Raw genomic sequence first — 19875 nt, 5'->3', positions numbered from 1 at the left:
TGGAAATCCTGCGCAGGGTGGACAGCTCAACACCCCCGCATCACCCCAAGACCAATCGTCCAGATGACACGCCAGAGACGTCGACACCTCATCCGCAAGCGGCGGACCACAACCGGTCTGGCGCTCGTTGCCGCCACATCCTTCATCGCCGGCATGACCGATGCGATCGGGATGATCCTGTCGGGAGATTTCGTCTCCTTTATGAGCGGCAACACGACGCGTGCCGCCATTTCCTTTGCGGATGGCGATTATGGCCATGCCCTGACGCTGTTCGGGGCATTGTGGGTGTTCATCGCCGGCAATGCGCTCGGCATCGTGCTGGCGCATACGCTTTCGTCGCGACGTGCCTTCGTCGTGCTGGCGGCCGTCGCCATCCTGCTTGCAGGTGCTTCGATCGTGCCTGGCAGCCACATGCGCGAGCAATTCTATCTCGTCGTGCTGGCAATGGGCCTGATCAATGCCACGGTCGAGCAGATCGACGGCCTGCCGATCGGGCTGACTTATATTACCGGCGCCCTGTCGCGTTTCGGTCGGGGCATCGGCCGATGGCTGATCGGCGACCGCAATCTGCGCGGCTGGTTGATCCAGACCGTCCCCTGGACCGGTATGGCATGCGGTGCCGTCAGCGGCGCCTTCCTGACCCACTATCTCGGCAGCCATGCGCTCTGGATCGTCTCGATGGTGACGATCGCCGTCGCATTGGCAACGACGCTTCTGCCGCGCCCGCTACATCTGCACTTCCAGCAACCGATCGTTCACGACCGCCGCAACACGCTGTAGAGTGCCGGCGATTCGAACCGGCGGGGCAGCATGTTCCTTCTTTCCAAGCTGTTCTGGGTGTTTGCCCAGCCGCTTTCCATCACCTTCCTACTGAGGGCCTTTGCGGGCCTTGCCGTTTTCATTGGCTGGCGGCGGCTCGGTGGTCTTGCCGCGTTGCTGGCCGCCCTCATCCTGTTCGTGACGCTGTTCACGACCACGGGCACGGTCGCGTTGCAGGTGCTTGAGGCCCGCATTGCCAAGCCGGCGGGCGAACCGGAAAACATCTCCTGCATGATCATTCTCGGCGGCGCCTTCGACAACGAGATCAACACGGCGCGCGGCGGCATGGAGATGAACCAGGCGGCCGATCGCTTCGTCGAGGCACTGAGGCTTGCCCGCAATCATCCGCAGGCGCGCATCCTCGTCTCGGGCGGGGACGGTTCAATCAGCGGCGGTTACGAGAGCGAAGCGAAGACGGCGGCGCGGTTCTTTTCCGCCTTCGGCATTTCACGCGACAGGCTGATCGAGGACAACACGTCGCGCACGACCTACGAGAACAGCCTCAACACGGCAGGCCTGCTCAAGGCACAGGGACTGGAGAACTGCCTGCTGATCACCTCGGCCTTCCATATGCCGCGCTCGGTCGGCCTGTTCGCCAAGGCCGGCATCGGGGTGACGCCCTGGCCGGTCGATTATCGGACGAGCGGCGTGGAGCATCTTTCGTTCGACTTCACCCAGCCTGCGCTCAATGCCCAGATTACCACGACGGCCGCGCGCGAATGGACGAGCCTTCTGGCCTATTACCTCACCGGCCGGATCGGCACGGTTTTCCCGAAATAGCTATTTCTTCGAGATGGTGACGAATTTCGTGCCCCGGACACGCACCCGCATCTCGCAGGGCGTCGCGTCGGTACGGTCGCAGAAGCGCGGATGCATCTGGAACATGAAGACCATATTGCCGAAATACTGGACGAAATCGTAGCTGTAGACCTGGGCTGTGGCGATCAGGATATAGCCGCCCTCCTTGACCTGCACGTAGAAATCCTGCGGGCAGCCGTCGGCATTGCATCGCGGCCCCTTGACGCCATCGCAGGTCAGGGCACCATGATCGACGACCACATCCGCAAGATTGTCGTTGTTGATATCGAAGCGTTTGACGAAGTTCTGGCCGAAATCGACCGTCTTGCAGGTCTTCTGGAAGAAGGCCTTCTCGAATGCTTCCGGGTCGGGCACCAGCTGCTGTTGTGCTGCAGCCATGACCGGCATCAATGCCAAGAGTGCAATTGCCTGAATTATCGCGATCAGGTGTCTTTTCACAGGCCTCACCAATAAGACGAAATTGATCTGTTCATGGTGCTTGAGCGCGGATGACGGGCGCAGTCGGCACGGAATATACCTTCATTAAGCTCAGGCACTTGCGCGACGCTGGAGAAAACCATGTCCCTGCTGATGATTCTCGACTATGCGGGCGTTGCGCTGTTTGCCGCGACAGGGGCGCTTGCCGCCTCTCGAAAGCAGCTCGACTTCATTGGCTTCCTGTTTTTTGCCGCGGTGACCGGACTGGGAGGCGGCACCATACGCGACATGGTACTTGGCCGGCCGGTGTTCTGGATCATGGATCCGACCTATGTGCTGGTCGCGGTCGTTGCCGGCGCTTTCGTGTTCTTTTCGGCCCACCGGGTGGAATGGCGCTACCGGCTTCTGATCTGGCTCGATGCGGTCGGGCTTGCGGCCTACAGCGTGCTCGGCGCTGCCAAGGGCATGGCCGCCACCGGTTCTCCGACGATTGCGATCGTCACCGGGGTGATGACCGGAGCGCTCGGCGGCGTGCTGCGCGACGTGCTGGCCAACGAGCCCTCCGTGCTTCTGCGGCCGGAAATCTACATCACCGCAGCGCTTGCAGGAGCAAGCGGCTTTACCGCCATGCATGCGATGGGTCAGCCGCTGATCGTCAGCGCAAGCTTCGGCGCTGTCCTTGCTTTCGCACTCAGAGGGGGCGCCATCCATTACGGCTGGATGCTGCCACGCTACAAGTCTCGCCCCGGCCGGCATCCCGACGAGGCGATGAGACCGCCGAAACGGAAGAAAAAAAGAGGTTAGGAGCGCTTTTCGCGCAGACGGATCACCACGTCGACATGGGCGATCTCCATGCCTTCGGGCGGCTCCGGAAGATTGCCGATCTGAAGCTGGGTCACCGGCACGTCGAGGACCTCGTTGCGACCTTCGACGAAGAAATGGTGGTGATCGGACGTATTGGTGTCGAAATAGGTCTTTGCGCCCTCGACCGCGAGAACACGGATCAACCCGGCCTCGGTAAACTGGTGAAGGGTGTTGTAGACGGTTGCGAGCGATACGGGAACGCCGGCGAGAATTGCCTCTTCGTGCAACTCCTCAACCGTGAGGTGACGATCACCCTTGGCGAAGAGAAGGTCACCCAAGGCAACGCGCTGCCTTGTCGGGCGCAGGCCATGATGGCGCAATTTCACTTCGATATGGGGCACGGCTTCTGCCATTTTGGTCCTGGAACTCCGCAACTCGCGATACTTCTTAACGTTCGGATATAACTTTTGCTGCATCGCGTTTCAACAGTTTCCCGCGTCCGATGCGCACGCGGGCCGTCAAATATTCGGATTTTACGCCGCCGCCTCTGGTTTGCACGCTTCGGTTCCTATATGCGGACGTGACAAAACGACGTTCCAGGGCGAGAAAACCCCGGTCCTGGAAGGTTGAACGCTTCAATTTCGGCAGCGCTTGCTCTAAAGCTGCCGCCGAGAAGACGATCAGAGGGGGAAACGGAATTCGATGACCACCAGACAGTCCAGCTACGCTTACGAAGACATCATCGCCTGCGCACATGGCGATCTCTTCGGGCCCGGCAATGCGCAACTGCCGCTGCCGCCCATGCTGATGGTTCACCGCATTACGGAGATTTCGGAAACCGGCGGCGCCTTCGACAAGGGCTTCATCCGGGCCGAATACGACGTCAAGCCCGATGACTGGTATTTTCCGTGCCATTTCGAAGGCAACCCGATCATGCCGGGCTGCCTTGGCCTTGACGGCATGTGGCAGCTCACCGGCTTCTTCCTGGGCTGGCTCGGCGAAGAAGGCCGCGGCATGGCGCTGTCGACCGGTGAAGTGAAGTTCAAGGGCATGATCCGCCCGACCACGAAGCTCCTGCAATACGGCATCGACTTCAAGCGCGTGATGAAGGGCCGGCTCGTACTCGGCACCGCCGACGGCTGGCTAAAGGCCGACGGCGAAACCATATATCAGGCAACCGACCTGCGCGTCGGCCTGTCCAAGGACAAGACCGCCTGAGGCAAAACTCAGGCGATTTCCAGGAAACAAAAGGGTTAGATCAGATGAGACGGGTAGTTGTCACGGGCCTCGGTATCGTGTCCTCGATCGGAAACGACGCGGCCGAAGTCACCGAATCCTTGAGGGCTGCAAAGTCCGGCATTTCCTTTTCCCCCGACTTTGCCGAGCACGGTTTCAAGTGCCAGGTCTGGGGCAAGCCGAATATCGACACGACGGACCTCGTCGACCGCCGCGCCATGCGCTTCCTGTCCCAGGGTGGGGCGTGGAACCACGTGGCGATGAAGCAGGCGCTGGCCGACAGCGGGCTTGAGGAAAAGGATTACAGCGAAAACGAGCGTGCCGGCATCATCATGGGTTCCGGCGGTCCCTCGACCCGCACGCTGATCGAAGCCGCCGACATCACCATCAAGAACAACAGCCCGAAGCGCATCGGCCCGTTCGCCGTGCCGAAGGCGATGTCGTCGACGGCATCCGCGACGCTTGCCACCTGGTTCAAGATCCACGGCGTCAACTACTCGATCTCGTCGGCCTGCTCGACCTCGGCGCATTGCATCGGCAACGCGGCCGAAATGATCCAGTGGGGCAAGCAGGACATCATGTTCGCCGGCGGCCACGAGGACCTCGACTGGACGATGTCGAACCTGTTCGACGCGATGGGCGCAATGTCCTCCAAGTACAACAATCAGCCGGCCACCGCATCGCGCGCCTATGACGCCGACCGCGACGGTTTCGTCATCGCCGGCGGCGCCGGTGTTCTGGTTCTCGAAGAACTGGAACACGCCAAGGCTCGCGGCGCCAAGATCTATGCCGAAATCACCGGCTATGGTGCTACCTCGGATGGTTACGACATGGTCGCTCCGTCGGGTGAAGGCGCCATTCGCTGCATGCGCCAGGCGCTTTCAACGGTGAAGGGCGAAGTCGACTACATCAACACCCACGGCACCTCGACGCCGGTGGGCGATTCGAAGGAAATCGGCGCGATCCGCGAAGTCTTCAAGGACAAGATCCCACATATCCAGTCGACCAAGTCCCTGACCGGCCACTCGCTCGGCGGTGCCGGCGTGCAGGAATCGATCTACGGCCTTCTGATGATGCAGGCGGGCTTCATCGGCGAAAGCGCCCATATCGAGACCCTCGACCCCGAATTCGAAGGCGTGCCGATCGTCCGCAAGCGGATCGACAACGCCAAGATCGACACTGTTCTCTCCAATTCCTTCGGGTTTGGCGGCACCAACGCCACGCTCGTCTTCCAGCGCTATAACGGATAAGCCATGACAGGTATCATGCAGGGAAAACGCGGCCTGATCATGGGGGTCGCCAATAATCATTCGATCGCCTGGGGCATCGCCAAGGCGCTTGCTGCACAGGGTGCGGAAATCGCCTTCACCTATCAGGGCGATGCCCTTGGAAAGCGCGTAAAGCCGCTGGCGGCAGAACTGAATTCGGACTTCGTCATTCCCTGCGACGTGGAAGACATCGCTTCGGTCGATGCGACCTTTGCGGCGCTCAAGGAACGCTGGGGCACGATCGACTTTCTCGTCCATGCGATCGGTTTTTCCGACAAGAACGAGCTGAAGGGGCTTTACGCCAACACGACGCGGGACAATTTTTCGCGCACGATGGTGATCTCCTGCTTCTCGTTCACGGAAGTAGCCAAGCGCGCCGCCGAACTGATGCCGAATGGCGGCTCGATGCTGACCCTGACCTATAACGGCTCGCAGCGCGTCATTCCGAACTACAACGTCATGGGCGTGGCCAAGGCGGCTCTGGAAGCCTCCGTGCGCTACCTGGCCGCCGATTACGGTCCGCAGGATATCCGCGTCAACACGATCTCCGCCGGCCCCGTGCGCACGCTTGCCGGCGCCGGCATTTCCGATGCCCGTGCAATCTTCTCGTGGAACCAGGAAAACGCACCGCTGCGTCGCACGCCGACGATCGAGGATATCGGTGGATCCGCCCTCTATCTGCTGTCGGATCTTTCCCGCGGCGTGACCGGCGAAGTGCATTATGTCGATGCCGGCTACAGCATCACCTCGCTGCCGAGCCTCGACAAGCTGCGCAAGGCCGACGCCGAGTAAGCATTCCGACTATTTTATCCGAAAAGGGCGTGCGCATCATGATGCGCACGCCCTTCTTGCATTCAAGGCATCTGCTTCAGTTCTTCCGCCGCCTGCGTGTTGCCGGCCGCTGCGGCCTCCTTCAGCAGTGCTTTCGCCCTTGCCGGTTCCTGCTCTTCGATCAGGTGCGCGAGTTTCCACTTGGCCCAGTGATCTCTGGTCTTCGGCAGGCTCATCTCGAAATAGCGGCGGGCCAGCGCCACGTCCTTCACCACGCCATCGCCATCTGCCAGCATGAAGCCAAGCATGTGATAGCCCCAGATATTGCCGTTCTCGGCGGCGATCCTGTACCAGATGGCAGCGATCTTCTGATCCGGCTGAACGGCTATGCCCTTCTGATAGCACCAGCCGACCTTGAGCTGGCCGTATCTGTCGCCTCTCGCGGCAGCCTGCATGTACCAGGCAAAGGCCTGGATGGGGTCCGGTGAGACGCCCCAGCCGTTCTCGTAGATCTCGCCGAGCTTGTAGGCGGCCGTAGCATTTCCCTTTTCGGCCGCAAGCCGGAAATAGTGGGCAGCAAGCCTCTGTTCGCCAGGCCCCTGGGCTTCACGACCCTGATGGATCTCGGCGGCGTTATACCATTCCCAGGTGATGCGGGCGGAATCGGCGGACGCCCCACCCGCAGCTATCAGCAGGAATATGCAACTGGCCCATAGCCGCCCCATGCGATCGCCCCGACAACACTACCGGGCACATCTTTAACGTGCCGATCAGTGACGCGACAATCTATAAGATTTTACAGTGTGTGGACTGATGCTTCGAACGATTACTTCCGCGCCCAAAGGACCTTGAACTTGGCGTTGCGGCAGGTTTCGCCGTGTTCGCGGAAAGCCTCGGCGAGAACCGTCTCGTAGGGCAGGCCGCGGTTGGCGACCATCAGCAGGCGGCCGCCCTGTTTCAGCGCGCCGGCGGCGGTGCGGATCATCGTGCGGCCGAGTTCTGGGTCGGCGGCCTGCGCCTCATGGAAGGGCGGGTTCATGATGACCATGTCGTATTTTTCCTTCGGCGGCTCGCTACCCAGATCCTGCCAGAAGAAACGCGCCTCGAGATCGGGGCAATTATGCGCGAGGTTCTGCTTGGCGAATTCCAGCGCACGATAGTCTGCCTCGAACAGGTCGATGCGGTTCACGCGCGGCGACTTTTCGGCGAGCATGACGGAGAGGTAGCCCCAACCAGCGCCGAAGTCGGCGACGTTACCGTCGAAATCGGTCGGGAAGCGGCCTGCGAGGAGCTCCGAACCGGAATCGACGCGATCATGGCTGAACATGCCCGGAACCGCCTGGAAGCGGCCCTCGACCGTGACAGCGGTCTTCTTCAGGGCCTTGATCGCATCGCCGGCATCTTCCGGCCGTGCGAACCAGATCGCCACGCCATGATATTTCGGCGCGTAGTCGAGAATGATGCCGAGTTTCAGCAGCATGGTGCGCAGCGGCTGGATGCCGTCTTCCTTGCCGCCGGCAACGACGATCAGGCCACCGACTTTTACGCGCGCCAGAGCCTCGGCGACGCGGTTCTCGTTGTCGCCGCGGTGCTTACCGCAGAGAACCAGCGCACCGTCGTAATCCTCACCCTCGGCGTCCGGAAAGGCGTTGTCGCGCAGGGCGCGGAAGAGCGGGCGGAACGGCTGGACGAAGGTGATTTCCGCATCAAAGCCTTCCGGCCTTGCATTGCCCGCCTCGGCGCCGAGAAAGATCACCCGCTCGCCTTCGCCGGGCATGGGCACGGCATCGGTAACGAAGGGATGGAAGAGGGTTTTCAGCGCGTCGCGGCTCATGGGTTTAGACCTTAGCGGATGGATCTTGGTGTTCATGCATAAAGAAAAGGCGCGGAAGAAGAAACTTCCGCGCCCTTCCTATCGATCAAGCGAAAGCTTATTCGGCGGCAGCGTCGCCTTCGGCCTTCTTTATTTCCTGGCCGGTGGCCTGGTCGACGACCTTCATCGACAGGCGAACCTTGCCGCGTTCGTCGAAGCCCATCAGCTTGACCCAGACCTTGTCGCCTTCCTTGACGACGTCCTGGGTCTTGGCAACGCGCTCGGAAGCGAGCTGCGAGATGTGGACCAGACCGTCGCGGGCGCCGAAGAAGTTGACGAAGGCGCCGAAATCGGCGGTCTTGACAACGGTGCCTTCATAGATGGCGCCGACTTCCGGTTCTGCAACGATCGAGTGGATCCACTTGCGGGCCGCTTCGATTTCCTTGCCGGAGGACGAGGCGATCTTGACCGTGCCGTCGTCTTCGATGTTGATCTTGGCGCCGGTCTTTTCGACGATTTCGCGGATGACCTTGCCACCCGAACCGATGACTTCACGGATCTTGTCGACCGGGATGTTCATCACTTCGATGCGGGGAGCAAATTCGCCGAGCTGCGAACGGCCTTCGGAGATTGCCTTCGACATTTCGCCGAGGATGTGGGTGCGACCGCCCTGTGCCTGGGCGAGCGCGACCTTCATGATCTCTTCGGTGATGCCGGCGATCTTGATGTCCATCTGCAGCGAGGTGATGCCGTCGGCAGTACCTGCTACCTTGAAGTCCATGTCGCCGAGGTGGTCTTCGTCACCGAGGATGTCGGAGAGAACGGCGAAGCGTTCACCTTCGAGAATCAGGCCCATGGCGATACCGGCGACCGGCTTTGCCAGCGGTACGCCGGCATCCATCAGAGCGAGCGAGGTACCGCAGACGGTTGCCATCGAGGACGAGCCGTTCGACTCGGTGATCTCGGAGACGACGCGCAGCGTGTAGGGGAACTGCTCGGCAGACGGAAGCATCGGGCGGATAGCGCGCCATGCGAGTTTGCCGTGACCGATTTCGCGACGGCCCGGGGAGCCCATGCGGCCGGTTTCACCAACGGAATAGGGCGGGAAGTTGTAATGGAGCAGGAAGCGCTCCTTGTACATGCCCGTGAGGCTATCGATGTACTGTTCGTCTTCGCCGGTACCGAGGGTGGCAACGACGACGGCCTGGGTTTCACCACGGGTGAAGAGGGCCGAACCGTGGGTGCGCGGCAGGAGGCCGACTTCCGAGACGATCGGGCGGACGGTGACGAGGTCACGGCCATCGATGCGGCTCTTGGTGTCGAGGATGTTCCAGCGAACGATCTTGGCCTGCAGGTGCTTGAAGATCGCACCGATGACTTCGGCGGTGTATTTCGGCTCTTCGCCTTCCGGGAAGAAGTGAGCCTTGACCTTTGCCTTGACGGCGTCGACGGCGTTGTAGCGGTCAGCCTTCTGGGTGATCTTGTAGGCTTCACGCAGCTCGGCTTCGAAATGCTTCAGCATTTCGGCTTCGAGTTCGGAATAGTCTTCCGGCTGGAAGTCACGCGGTTCCTTGGCGGCAACTTCGGCGAGCTTGATGATCGCGTCGATGACCGGCTGGAAGCCCTTGTGGCCGAACATGACGGCGCCGAGCATGACTTCTTCGTTGAGTTCCTTGGCTTCCGATTCAACCATCAGGACGGCGTCCTGGGTGCCGGCGACGACGAGGTCGAGAACCGATTCATCCATCTCGTCGAGATGCGGGTTCAGGACGTATTCGCCGTTGATGTAGCCGACTCGGGCGCCGCCGATCGGGCCCATGAACGGAATACCGGAGAGCGTGAGCGCTGCCGAGGTCGCAACCATCGACAGGATGTCCGGATCGTTTTCAAGGTCGTGCTGGACGACGGTGACGACGACCTGGGTGTCGTTCTTGTAGCCTTCAGGGAAGAGCGGGCGGATCGGGCGGTCGATCAGGCGCGAAACCAGCGTTTCGTTTTCCGACGGACGACCTTCGCGCTTGAAATAGCCACCCGGGATCTTACCGGCGGCGTAGGTCTTTTCCTGGTAGTTGACGGTGAGCGGGAAGAAGTCCTGGCCCGGCTTCGGCGCCTTGGCCGAAACGACGGTGGCGAGAACGACGGTTTCACCGTAGGTGGCGAGGACGGCGCCGTCAGCCTGGCGGGCGATCTTGCCCGTTTCCAGCTTCAGAGGGCGGCCTGCCCATTCGATTTCGACAGAGTGGGTATTGAACATCTGTTGTCCTTCAATGCGGGAGGCGGCGTCTCGCCCCAGCCTTTGTCAGACAAGGGGCGGCAACACACTTCACCGCAATCATTGCGACACATCACGGGCAAGACAACGAGAGGCTTTCAAGCTGACCGAAGCCGCCTCGCGGCTCCGATCAAAAGCATCCGGCAATCCTGCCCCATGACAGGTCTGGTTTTTGGTGGCGAAACCGGCCCATCCGGGTCCGCCGCAGTCCTGATGCCGGTACGGCACCGAAAAGAGAACCGGCGGGCGACCCTTCCGGAGCGCCCGCCGAGAACGATTAGCGACGGATACCCAGGCTGGCGATCAGCTTGGTGTAACGGCCTTCGTCCTTCTTCTTGAGATAGTCGAGAAGCGAACGACGGCTGGAAACCATGGTCAGAAGGCCACGACGCGAGTGGTTGTCCTTCTTGTGGCCCTTGAAGTGTTCCGTCAGGTTGTTGATCCGCTCGGTGAGGATCGCAACCTGGACTTCCGGAGAACCGGTGTCGCCTTCGGCAGTTGCGTATTCCTTGATAAGAGCGGCCTTGCGTTCTGCAGTGATCGACATCGTCTGATCCTTGTCATGAGAGGAAATAGGGTCGCCAAAGGCCGGGATGTCGTCCAGCCTTGGCCGTGAAAAGCCTCGGATACCGAGAGCTTGGGCGGCCTATAGACGAATTTCAGGCAAAAGGAAAGAGGTGCGAGATTGGTGATGGCCCCCGGGGGTCTCTCGCGAAGAGGCGATCTCGGGAGAACGATCCCCTCACCAACAAAATCTAAGACTTAGCTTCGCTAAGATCTTGATTTTGTATCCTCTCCCGCAAGGGGAGAGGTAGGGCGCCGAGCCAGCCTCCCCTGCATCTCTCCCCTTGCGGGAGAGAAAGCGATTTCAACATCTTAGCGCAGCTAAGTGTTAGAAATCGCAAGTGAGGGGATTTGCCTTCGGCGTCGATTTTACCCGAATACTCGCTTGGGACGGAATTCGCCCTGGCCGATTTCGCCGATGGCGATCAGCTTGCCGCGGACCGTCGCATAGGCTTCCGGCTCCTCGACGGGAGCGGCGCGGCCGCGAAGGATGATCGGGTTGCCCATCTTGATGCGATGCGCCTGCTCTTCGGTCACCGGCAAATGCGGCAGCGAGGAGAGCGCCTCGGCCGTATCGATCAGCATGGCGTCGAGCGCTGCCAGACGCTCGTCACGATCCTCGATCGTCTCAAGCGCGACGAGATCAGCAAGCGGCACCATCTTGTCTTCGGCGAACGGCGCGACGAAAGTGCGGCGCAGGTTCGAGATATGGCCGTAGCAGCCCAGTTCTCGGCCGAAATCGCGGGCGAGCGAGCGCACATAGGTGCCCTTGCCGCATTCGACTTCGAAATGCGCCTCGTTTTCGCCGGTACCGAGCAGCGTCAGGCGGAAGATTTCCACTTCACGGGACGGGATCTCGACCGTCTCGCCATCGCGGGCGAGATCATAGGCGCGTTCGCCGGCGATCTTGATGGCCGAAAACTGCGGCGGGATCTGCTGGATGACGCCGGTATAGGCAGGCAAGAGATCGCGGATCGCCTGTTCGGCGGGCCTCGCGTCGGAAGAGGCCGTCACCTCGCCTTCGAGATCGTCGGTCGAGCGCTCCTCGCCCCAGGTGACGGTGAATTCGTAGATCTTGCGGCCATCCATGACATAGGGGACGGTCTTCGTCGCATCGCCAAGCGCGATCGGCAGCATGCCCGATGCCAGCGGATCGAGCGTGCCGGCATGGCCCGCCTTCTGGGCGTTGAACAGCCACTTGATCTTGGACACGGCTTCGGTCGAGCCGAAATCCACCGGCTTGTCGAGGATCAGCCAGCCGGAAACCGCCCGGCCCTTGGGTTTGCGTGGTTTGGACATGCGTACTCTTTATGATGTCTTGGTTTATTCGTCGTCGCCTTCGCCATCGAGGTCCCGCTGGACCTCGGGCGAGCGAAGAAGCTCATCGATCTTCTTGTAATTGTCGAAGCTCGTGTCATCGCGGAAGCGGACTTCCGGCATGTATTTCATCTGCCGAAGCTGGCCGCCGAGACGACCGCGAATGAACTTCGCATGGCGGTTGAGGGCCTCGATCACCGTATGATGGTCGGGGACGCCAAGCGGCGTCACATAGGCGGTGGCGATCTTCAGGTCGGGCGACATGCGCACTTCCGACACCGAAATCACCGTCTTTTCGATCAGGTCGTCGCGCACTTCACCGCGCTGCAGGACCTGGGTAATGGCGGCGCGAACCTGTTCGCCAACGCGAAGCATGCGCTGGGAGGGCGCCGAAGATGTAGCCTTCGTCATTTTCGTATCTCTTTGCCAACGCCGCCGGGGTTCGTCCCGCCTGGGTCATGACCGGCATGATCCTGGGGCGCTTTGTCAATCAAGGGGCGTCAAATGACAAAGCGGACGGCAAAGGTCAAGGTAGCCCCGCGATAAATCGCATGCCGAGCCGCCGGTCCGGCCCACCGCGGGGCCACAACAGTGGAGTGGAATGGCGACCTAGAAGAGCGCATCGTCGATATCGTCATCGCTCATGACCGTCGCGACTGCCGCCGTTTCGACAGGCGGAGCGGTGCCGAGGACCGCCGCATGAAGTTCCCGCTCAGACACCATGGTGTAGAGCCTGGCGATACGGCTACCGAGTTCGGCAAGCGCCGGCTCAAGCGTGGCAGACGTATCGATGTCGTCGAAGGCCTGGGTTTCCCGCGCAATATCCTGGGCGCAGGCGCGCAAGACCTCACCGAGTTCGGCCTTGAAATCGAGGCGCGACAGGGAGGCATTCATCTGTTCGGTGGCCGCGCGGCTCTGCTCGCTCAGCGCCTCCGTCTCGGCCTCCATCCGGTCGCCGACATCGCTGATCTTCTGCATCGCGCTGGCAAGGCGTGTGTCGAGACGTTCCTCGCCGGCGCCGTCCTGAAGCGATTCCAGCTTTTCGGAGGCCTTTTCCAGCGTCTTCAGCTCGACCAGAACCTTTTCCGCCGTCTCGTCAAGAACCGCGGCGAAATTGCGCAATTCGGCGGTGACGACATTCAGCGCCTTGCCGTGTTCGCCGATCTTGCCGCAACGGAGATTGGTGTTGAGCGCCATGTAGTGAATATCGGTGCGTACCAGCTGGATGACGCCGATGCGATCGATCAGTTCCTGAACGGTGGCGGCAGTCGAACGGCTCATTTCTCCGGCCTCGGCGGCAACCGCCTCGACGTCGCGGACGGCCTCGCGGGCTGCGCCAACGCTGCCTTCGAGGCGGCGCATGGCATTGTCGCCCTCGCCGCCGCCCATCTGCCGGCGCAGGTCATCGATCTTGGCGAGGTCGGAACGGAAGCTTACGACCGTCTCGACGATCTTTGCCGTATCGCGCTCGAAATCGTCGATCGACTGGCCAAGCTGCAAGGCGACGAGATTGGTGATGATCGCAGACAGGCTGCCGCGATCGGAGGCCGACAGTGAAGCGGCCTCGCCGTCGATATAGGTGTCCAGAAGCGTCAGGGAACTCTGGCAATGCTCGATGCGCTGGCGGGTTATATCGCCGATCTGCATGGCAGAAAGCGTCGAGGCGAGCTTGTTCTGGATGCCGCCCGCGATCTTGCGGACCTGGGCAGCACGCTCGACAAGGATCTTCCGCTGGCCGCTGATTTCCACCCCGCCGGTCGACAGATCGGAAACGATTCCGGGAATGGTCTCATCATAGCGGCTGATGGTCGCCTGACCGCGCTGCATGACCGAGCCGAGCCCATCGCCGAGATGGTTCAGCTTGTCGCCGAATTCGTTGACCTGGCGGGTTCCGGCCTGGATGCGGTCAAGGATTTCCTCGGCAAAGCCGGCAAAGTCGGCGATACCGGCACCGGTGATCTTGGCGGTTACCGCAAAGGTGCGCAGATAGCGCATCGTCTCAAGCATGGTCGCGACATGCGGCCGCAGATTGCGCTCGGCGCCGGAGATATCGACAAAGCGGGTCTGGCGTTCCGTCTCTATGCCACTCAGTTCCGATAGCCGGCCAACAGTCTGTTGTAGCTCGGCCATGGTCGCATTGGCCGTCTCCTCGTCGAGCGAGCCGGTCAGTTGGTCGAGAGAGCCGATGAGCTTGTTCAGCACATCGAGTACCGACAGCAGCGCTGCGCCACCTTCGAGAAAACGCTCTTCGATGCGCGCTCTTGCCGTTTCCATACGTTCGACAAGCGCCGACCCGCTGGAAATCTCCATCTCATTCGCCAAAATTGCCGCGACTGCCACTTTCCACCACCCCTGATGACCGCTGATGCCCGATCGGCATCGGCGAAACTTGCCCTGTTCTTTCCTGGGACAATTATATGCCCGTCACACCTTGATGATGTGCGGGCACGGCTTGTCCTCGCATGCGGACAAACTGCGCCGACGACGGTTAACCGGCATCAAACGCTCGGGCGGTTTCGGTTCGATTGGTTAATTTTCAGCAGATATGAACAGCCTGCAAATGCTGGCTACCAGTAATGCCGCATGAAAACTCACCGACCCTGATTAACCAGTCATTAAGTATGATGGCTCAATTTTGACGAGCGATTTCAGCATATTTGAAGGCGTTTGGAAAAGGTATGAGTACTACCGGTCATAGTGAAGCATGCCTGTCCCTGCCGACAAACCTCACCGTTCGGGCGATCGTCGCCGTGCGTGAAGACATGCTCAAATTCATCGATAAGCACGACGCCGGCACGATAGAGCTGGCGGCGGACGTGCAGGTCGACATCAGCTTCCTGCAGGTGGTCGAAGCTGCCCGCGTCTATGCCGGAACGGCCGGCAAGAGCATTGCGCTTTCGCAACCCGCAAGCGGGGCACTGCTCGAGACGCTGCGTCGCAGTGGCTTCCTAGAAGACATGTCGGCCGAGGATACGAAATTCTGGCTTCACCAAGGGGACATTCAATGAGCGCCAACATCCTGACCGTCGACGATTCGGCAAGCATCCGGCTGACGACACGGGTCGCGCTTTCGAATGCCGGCTACCAGGTTACCGAAGCGGTCGATGGCGTCGACGGCATTGCCAAGCTGAATGCCGGTGCGTTCGATCTGGTGGTCACCGATCTCAACATGCCGAACATGGACGGCCTGACGATGATCCGCGAGCTGCGCAAACTGCCCGCGCATATGGGCGTGCCGGTCATCTTCCTCACGACGGAATCCGACGGAGAGCTGAAGCAGCAGGCAAAGGCCGCGGGCGCAACCGGCTGGCTGACCAAGCCTTTCGATCCGGAAAGCCTCGTCAAGATCGTCAGGAAGGTGCTCGGCAAATGAGCTTTCCCGATCCTATCGCGGTTTTCAGGACAGAGGCGGCCGAGCTTCTGGAACAGGTCGAGGCAGGGCTGCTCGACCTGAACGTGAACCTCGGCGACAAGGATCAAATCGACGCGGTATTCCGCGGCCTGCATACGCTCAAAGGCTCGGGCGCAATGTTCGGCTTCGAGGCACTGGCGGCCTTTACCCACCATTGCGAGACGGCCTTCGACCGGGTGCGCAAGGGCGAAGTTCCCGCCACCCATGCACTGGTCACCGCCGTACTCGAAGCCAAGGACCACATGCGAGCGCTGGTGGAAACGCCGAATGGCGACCATGAGGCGATGAGCGAGGCGCTTCTCGCCAACCTGCGCCATGCGGTGGACGGTACCAGCAAGACCGAAACGGCTCCTGCGGCCGCCAAGCCAGCCCAGACACTTTACAAGATCCGCTTCGCCCTCCCCGTCAATGCCATGGCAAACGGCACGAACCCGCTGCCGCTTCTCGACGAGTTGCGCGACCTCGGGACCTGCCGGATCGTTGCAGACCGCTCGAAAATCCCCTCGCTCGACGATCTTGCGCCGACCGACCTGCATATCGCCTGGAACGTCGAGCTCCTGACCGATCAGCCACGCTCGGCGATCGACGACGTGTTCATCTTCGTGATGGACGACATGGAGCTTGCGGTCGAGGAGGTTGCAGCGCCGGCCGAGGCGCCGGCAGCAGCGCCGTCCACTGCCGTTGTCGCGGCGGTCCCGGCAGCAGCGCCCGTTGCGGCAACTATGCCGGCACCTGCAGCATCCGCGGCTGCGGCGGCAGCAGCCCCTGCCCCGAGCAATGCTCCAACGGATGCGAAGGCTGCCAAGGCCAGCGAAAACGTCCGGGTGCCGGCCGAGCGTCTCGACGAACTGATGGACCGTGTCGGCGAACTCGTCATCGCACAGTCGCGGCTCTCGCAGCTTGCCGGCGGCAGTGGCGACCTGCAATTGCGCGCCGTCTCCGAAGACGTGGAACGCCTGTCGGGAGAGTTGCGCGACACGATGATGGTGCTGCGGATGGTGCCTGTCGCGCATCTGTTCAGCCGTTTCCGCCGCCTCGTCCACGATCTTGCCATCGAGACGGGCAAGCGGATCGAGCTCATCACCGAAGGCGAGACGACCGAGGTCGACAAGAGCGTCATCGAACGGCTTGCCGATCCGCTCGTGCATCTGGTGCGCAATTCCTGCGACCACGGGCTGGAGACGGCCGGGGAACGGCTCGGTGCGGGCAAGACAGAGGCCGGGCACATTCATCTCTCCGCCCGCCAGCAGGCCGGCGAAGTGATCATCACCATCAAGGACGACGGTCGCGGCATCAACAAGGAACGCGTCCGCGCCAAGGCGGAATCGTCCGGCCTGATCGCAGCCAATGCCGTGCTAACCGACCAGGAACTCTATCAGCTGATCTTCCAGCCGGGCTTTTCCACCGCAAGCCAGGTCACCAACCTGTCCGGCCGCGGGGTCGGCATGGACGTGGTCAAGCGCACGATCGATGCGCTGCGCGGCACGATCAACGTCGTCAGCCGGCCAGGCGAAGGTTCGGAAATCTCGCTCGCCATCCCGCTGACGCTCGCCATCATCGACGGACTGCTCGTGCGTGTCGGCAATGCCCGCTACGTGATCCCGCTTTCGGCGGTGGAAGAATGCCTGGAACTCTCGGTCGAGGAAGACATGCGCTCGCGCGGCCGCAGCTTCATCTCGCTGCGTGACAGCCTTGTGCCGTTCCTGCGCCTGCGCGACCTCTTCCGCACCGGCACGACACCCGATCCGTTCCAGAAGGTGGTGGTGGTCTCAACCGGGGCCGAGCGTGTCGGTCTGGTCGTCGACCAGATCATCGGCGACCACCAGACGGTCATCAAGGGCATGTCGAAGCTTCATCATGACGTCGCGACCTTCTCGGGTGCGACGATCCTCGGCGACGGTGGCGTCGCACTCATTCTCGACGTCGGCCATCTGGTCGCCGAAGGACAGCAACAGGAGGCGCATCTGCGCGCAGCCGGATGAACCAAGCGGTCAGAAAAGTCTCCGAAGACCTGTGGAATGGCCGTGACGAACTCGAGGTGCTGACCTTCGAGATCGCCGGCGAGACCTTTGCGCTCGAGGCCTTCATCGTTCAGGAAATCCTTGATCTTCTGCCGGAAACCTCGGTGCCGGGCGCCAAGGCCTTTGTCGGCAGCGTCATCAATTTCCGCGGCAAGGTCATTCCGCTTGCCGATATCAGGCTCGCCTTCGGTATGGAGGCGACGAAGCCGACGATCGACAGCCGTATCGTCGTCATCGAGATCGAAATCGATGACGAGCCCGTGCTTACCGGCATTCGCACCGACAAGGTGAACGAGGTGACGACGCTGATGCGCTCGGCCGGCGAACCGCCGCCAAGCGTGGGCATGCGCTGGCGACCGGACTTCATCGACTGCCTCGTCAAGCGCGGCAGCGAATTCATCATCCTTCCCAACCTTCAGGTTATTTTCTCGGCCCAGCATGATCAGCCCGCCGCCGGTGGAGCTCGTTCCTGGTCGCCTTCCGACGGAGAAAGATAAAATGCGTGCCTCGATCAAACTCAAGCTGGCTTCGGCCTTCGGCTTCATCATTCTGATGCTGATCGTGACCGCGGGCTACGGCATCATGAGCCTCAGCAACCTGAACGACGCCATGGGAGACGTCATCCAGGGTCCAGCGACCCGACTGAAACTGACGCAGATCCTCAACAGCGACCAGTTGCAGCAGATCCGCCAGCAGAAGAACCTTCTGCTCTCCACGAGCGCCGACGACGTCAAGACCTATATCGGCCGAAGCGATGCCGCCCGCCAGGATTTCGACCAGACCTTCAAGCAGGTTCAGGAGCGTGCCACCGACCAAGGGCGTGCCAACTGGGACAAGCTCGCTGGTTTCGTTGCCGATTTCCGCAAGCAAGACGACCAGATCCGCTCCCTGATGCTGGCAGGCGATGCCACCGGCGCGAATCGTATCTCCAGCAACGAAGCGCGTTCGGTCACCAACCAGATTGATTCCCTGCTCGCCGAGGTGATCAAGATGGAAGAGGATCGTCTTCAGGCCGCCGATGACCAGGCCGATATCGATTATGCCCAGACGCGAACGGTGATGATCTCGATCACAGTCGCGGCCTTCCTGGTTGCCGCTCTTGCAGCCATTTGGATCGCTATGAGCATCAGCAAGGGCCTGCGTAATGCCGTCAGCGCCGTGCAGAACGTTGCCGAGGGTGATCTGACACGCTTTGCCACGATCAGCAGCAAGGACGAGATCGGCGATCTGCTCGGTTACGTCAACACGATGATCGAGCGCCTGCGCGGTGTCGTCGGCGATGCGCTTTCTGCCTCCGACAACGTCTCCTCGGGCAGCCAGGAACTCTCGGCCAGCTCCGAACAGCTTTCGCAGGGCGCAACCGAACAGGCATCCGCCGCGGAAGAAGCGTCCGCCTCGATGGAGCAGATGGCTGCCAACATCAAGCAGAATGCCGACAACGCCGCCCAGACGGAAAAGATCGCCCGCCAGTCGTCCAAGGATGCCGAGCTTTCGGGCGGAGCCGTCAGCCGCGCCGTCGGCGCCATGCGCACGATTGCCGAAAAGATCTCGATCGTGCAGGAAATCGCCCGCCAGACCGATCTTCTCGCATTGAATGCCGCCGTCGAGGCCGCTCGCGCCGGCGAACACGGCAAGGGTTTTGCCGTCGTCGCCTCCGAAGTGCGCAAGCTTGCCGAACGCAGCCAGGCTGCCGCCGCCGAAATCAGCGCGCTCTCCGGCGATACCGTGCAGGTCGCCACCGAAGCCGGTGAAATGCTGAACCGTCTGGTGCCCGACATCCAGAAGACGGCGGAGCTGGTTTCGGAAATCTCGGCCGCCTGCCGCGAACAGGATATCGGCGCAAGCCAGATCAACGAGGCGATCCAGCAGCTCGACAAGGTGACGCAGCAGAACGCCGGTGCCTCTGAAGAGATGTCTGCGACCTCCGAGGAGCTCGCTTCCCAAGCGGAAGAACTGCAGGCCTCGATCGCTTTCTTCAGGGTCGATCAGGCAGGAGCCAAGCAGGCTGCCAAGCGCCCGGCGGTTTCTGTCCATGCGCATCACGCGCCGGCCCCGCGGCCAGCCGCGAAGTCTGCTTACAAGGCGCCCGCGCATCCGAGCCAGGCGGTTCATGCGCAGCAGGCAAGAGCCAAGGGTTTCGCTCTCGACATGTCGATGGGCGGACCGGATGCGGACGACGATCATTTCCGCGAAAGCGCATGATTGACATGATCCGGGCCGCAAGGCCCGGATCCATTTCCGCCTTCGGCAGGCGGCATGGAATTTAGTGGCGCAAGAGTGAGTGCATCAATCTTCGCACAGGAGCCGACGAGGGGCTCCCGATAATGAATTTTTTTCAAGGA

General features: G+C 61.3%; 20 protein-coding genes. 11 read left to right on the top strand and 9 right to left on the bottom strand.

The features are described 5' to 3' along the window. Nucleotides 1-63 precede the first annotated feature (63 nt). Entirely contained in the window at nt 64-780 is a 717-nt protein-coding gene (locus tag NCHU2750_RS19415) for a YoaK family protein (protein WP_119942275.1), read from the top strand. A 30-nt stretch (nt 781-810) separates the two neighbouring features. Then, entirely contained in the window at nt 811-1599 is a 789-nt protein-coding gene (locus NCHU2750_RS19410; protein ID WP_119942273.1) for a YdcF family protein, read from the top strand. On the opposite strand, the gene NCHU2750_RS19405 is transcribed toward NCHU2750_RS19410, so the two are convergent. Next, nucleotides 1600-2025 carry a hypothetical protein gene (locus NCHU2750_RS19405; RefSeq protein WP_502703859.1) on the bottom strand — a complete coding sequence of 142 codons (426 nt, stop codon included), beginning with the start codon at nt 2023-2025 and terminating at the stop codon, nt 1600-1602. Nucleotides 2026-2196: 171 nt separating this feature from the next. Between NCHU2750_RS19405 and NCHU2750_RS19400 the strand changes: the two genes are divergently transcribed. Then, nucleotides 2197-2859 (top strand): trimeric intracellular cation channel family protein, encoded by a 663-nt coding sequence (locus NCHU2750_RS19400; RefSeq protein ID WP_119942269.1) that lies wholly within the window; start codon nt 2197-2199, stop codon nt 2857-2859. Here the strand turns inward: NCHU2750_RS19400 and irrA are convergent. Then, nucleotides 2856-3272 (bottom strand): iron response transcriptional regulator IrrA, encoded by a 417-nt coding sequence (irrA, locus tag NCHU2750_RS19395; RefSeq protein WP_119942267.1) that lies wholly within the window; start codon nt 3270-3272, stop codon nt 2856-2858. The two genes, NCHU2750_RS19400 and irrA, sit on opposite strands and share 4 nt — an antisense overlap. A gap of 289 nt (nt 3273-3561) precedes the next feature. On the opposite strand from irrA, the gene fabA reads away from it, so the two are divergent. Genes fabA through fabI form a run of 3 tightly spaced genes read left to right on the top strand, consistent with a single transcriptional unit; the run spans nt 3562 to nt 6155 of the window. Further along, complete coding sequence (gene fabA, locus NCHU2750_RS19390) at nt 3562-4077, top strand: 3-hydroxyacyl-[acyl-carrier-protein] dehydratase FabA (protein WP_119942265.1); 516 nt, start codon at nt 3562-3564, stop codon at nt 4075-4077. A 44-nt stretch (nt 4078-4121) separates the two neighbouring features. Then, nucleotides 4122-5345 (top strand): beta-ketoacyl-ACP synthase I, encoded by a 1224-nt coding sequence (fabB, locus tag NCHU2750_RS19385; protein ID WP_119942263.1) that lies wholly within the window; start codon nt 4122-4124, stop codon nt 5343-5345. Nucleotides 5346-5348: 3 nt separating this feature from the next. After that, nucleotides 5349-6155: an enoyl-ACP reductase FabI gene (fabI, locus tag NCHU2750_RS19380; RefSeq protein WP_119942261.1), complete on the top strand. Its 807-nt coding sequence runs from the start codon at nt 5349-5351 to the stop codon at nt 6153-6155. 62 nt (nt 6156-6217) lie between these two features. On the opposite strand, the gene NCHU2750_RS19375 is transcribed toward fabI, so the two are convergent. The 7 genes from NCHU2750_RS19375 to NCHU2750_RS19345 all read right to left on the bottom strand — a co-directional run bounded on the left by NCHU2750_RS19375 (nt 6218) and on the right by NCHU2750_RS19345 (nt 14410). Beyond that, nucleotides 6218-6859 carry a tetratricopeptide repeat protein gene (locus NCHU2750_RS19375; protein WP_119942259.1) on the bottom strand — a complete coding sequence of 214 codons (642 nt, stop codon included), beginning with the start codon at nt 6857-6859 and terminating at the stop codon, nt 6218-6220. 101 nt (nt 6860-6960) lie between these two features. Then, entirely contained in the window at nt 6961-7968 is a 1008-nt protein-coding gene (locus NCHU2750_RS19370; protein WP_119942257.1) for a class I SAM-dependent methyltransferase, read from the bottom strand. Nucleotides 7969-8065: 97 nt separating this feature from the next. Further along, nucleotides 8066-10201, bottom strand: coding sequence for a polyribonucleotide nucleotidyltransferase (gene pnp / locus NCHU2750_RS19365; RefSeq protein ID WP_119942255.1), 2136 nt, complete (start codon nt 10199-10201; stop codon nt 8066-8068). Between the two features lie 295 nt (nt 10202-10496). Continuing rightward, nucleotides 10497-10766, bottom strand: a complete 270-nt coding sequence (gene rpsO, locus NCHU2750_RS19360) for a 30S ribosomal protein S15 (protein ID WP_113458150.1) — start codon at nt 10764-10766, stop codon at nt 10497-10499. Between the two features lie 386 nt (nt 10767-11152). Then, the gene (gene truB, locus NCHU2750_RS19355) at nt 11153-12082 is read right to left on the bottom strand and encodes a tRNA pseudouridine(55) synthase TruB (RefSeq protein WP_119942253.1); all 930 of its coding nucleotides are present in this window, start codon (nt 12080-12082) and stop codon (nt 11153-11155) included. A gap of 24 nt (nt 12083-12106) precedes the next feature. Continuing rightward, nucleotides 12107-12511 (bottom strand): 30S ribosome-binding factor RbfA, encoded by a 405-nt coding sequence (gene rbfA / locus NCHU2750_RS19350; protein WP_119942251.1) that lies wholly within the window; start codon nt 12509-12511, stop codon nt 12107-12109. Between the two features lie 198 nt (nt 12512-12709). Continuing rightward, nucleotides 12710-14410, bottom strand: coding sequence for a methyl-accepting chemotaxis protein (locus NCHU2750_RS19345; RefSeq protein WP_119942250.1), 1701 nt, complete (start codon nt 14408-14410; stop codon nt 12710-12712). A 368-nt stretch (nt 14411-14778) separates the two neighbouring features. Between NCHU2750_RS19345 and NCHU2750_RS19340 the strand changes: the two genes are divergently transcribed. From NCHU2750_RS19340 to NCHU2750_RS19320, 5 genes are read left to right on the top strand one after another with little or no spacing between them, the layout of a single operon-like run. After that, nucleotides 14779-15108: an STAS domain-containing protein gene (locus NCHU2750_RS19340; RefSeq protein ID WP_119942248.1), complete on the top strand. Its 330-nt coding sequence runs from the start codon at nt 14779-14781 to the stop codon at nt 15106-15108. Continuing rightward, a complete protein-coding gene (locus NCHU2750_RS19335) occupies nt 15105-15473 on the top strand; it encodes a response regulator (RefSeq protein WP_119942246.1) in 369 nt (122 codons plus the stop codon). The genes NCHU2750_RS19340 and NCHU2750_RS19335 overlap by 4 nt, the downstream gene beginning before the upstream one ends. Beyond that, nucleotides 15470-17494: a chemotaxis protein CheA gene (locus tag NCHU2750_RS19330; protein WP_119942244.1), complete on the top strand. Its 2025-nt coding sequence runs from the start codon at nt 15470-15472 to the stop codon at nt 17492-17494. Before NCHU2750_RS19335 ends, NCHU2750_RS19330 begins: the two co-directional genes overlap by 4 nt. Beyond that, complete coding sequence (locus NCHU2750_RS19325) at nt 17491-18030, top strand: chemotaxis protein CheW (protein WP_119942242.1); 540 nt, start codon at nt 17491-17493, stop codon at nt 18028-18030. The genes NCHU2750_RS19330 and NCHU2750_RS19325 overlap by 4 nt, the downstream gene beginning before the upstream one ends. A 1-nt stretch (nt 18031) precedes the next feature. Next, complete coding sequence (locus NCHU2750_RS19320; protein ID WP_119942240.1) at nt 18032-19735, top strand: methyl-accepting chemotaxis protein; 1704 nt, start codon at nt 18032-18034, stop codon at nt 19733-19735. Nucleotides 19736-19875: the final 140 nt, after the last annotated feature.

Origin of the sequence: Neorhizobium sp. NCHU2750, from assembly GCF_003597675.1 — a bacterium.
In the GTDB taxonomy this organism is placed as follows: Bacteria; Pseudomonadota; Alphaproteobacteria; order Rhizobiales; family Rhizobiaceae; genus Neorhizobium.
Note: the sequence above shows the minus strand (reverse complement) of the source record. Positions and strands in the feature narration are given on the sequence as shown.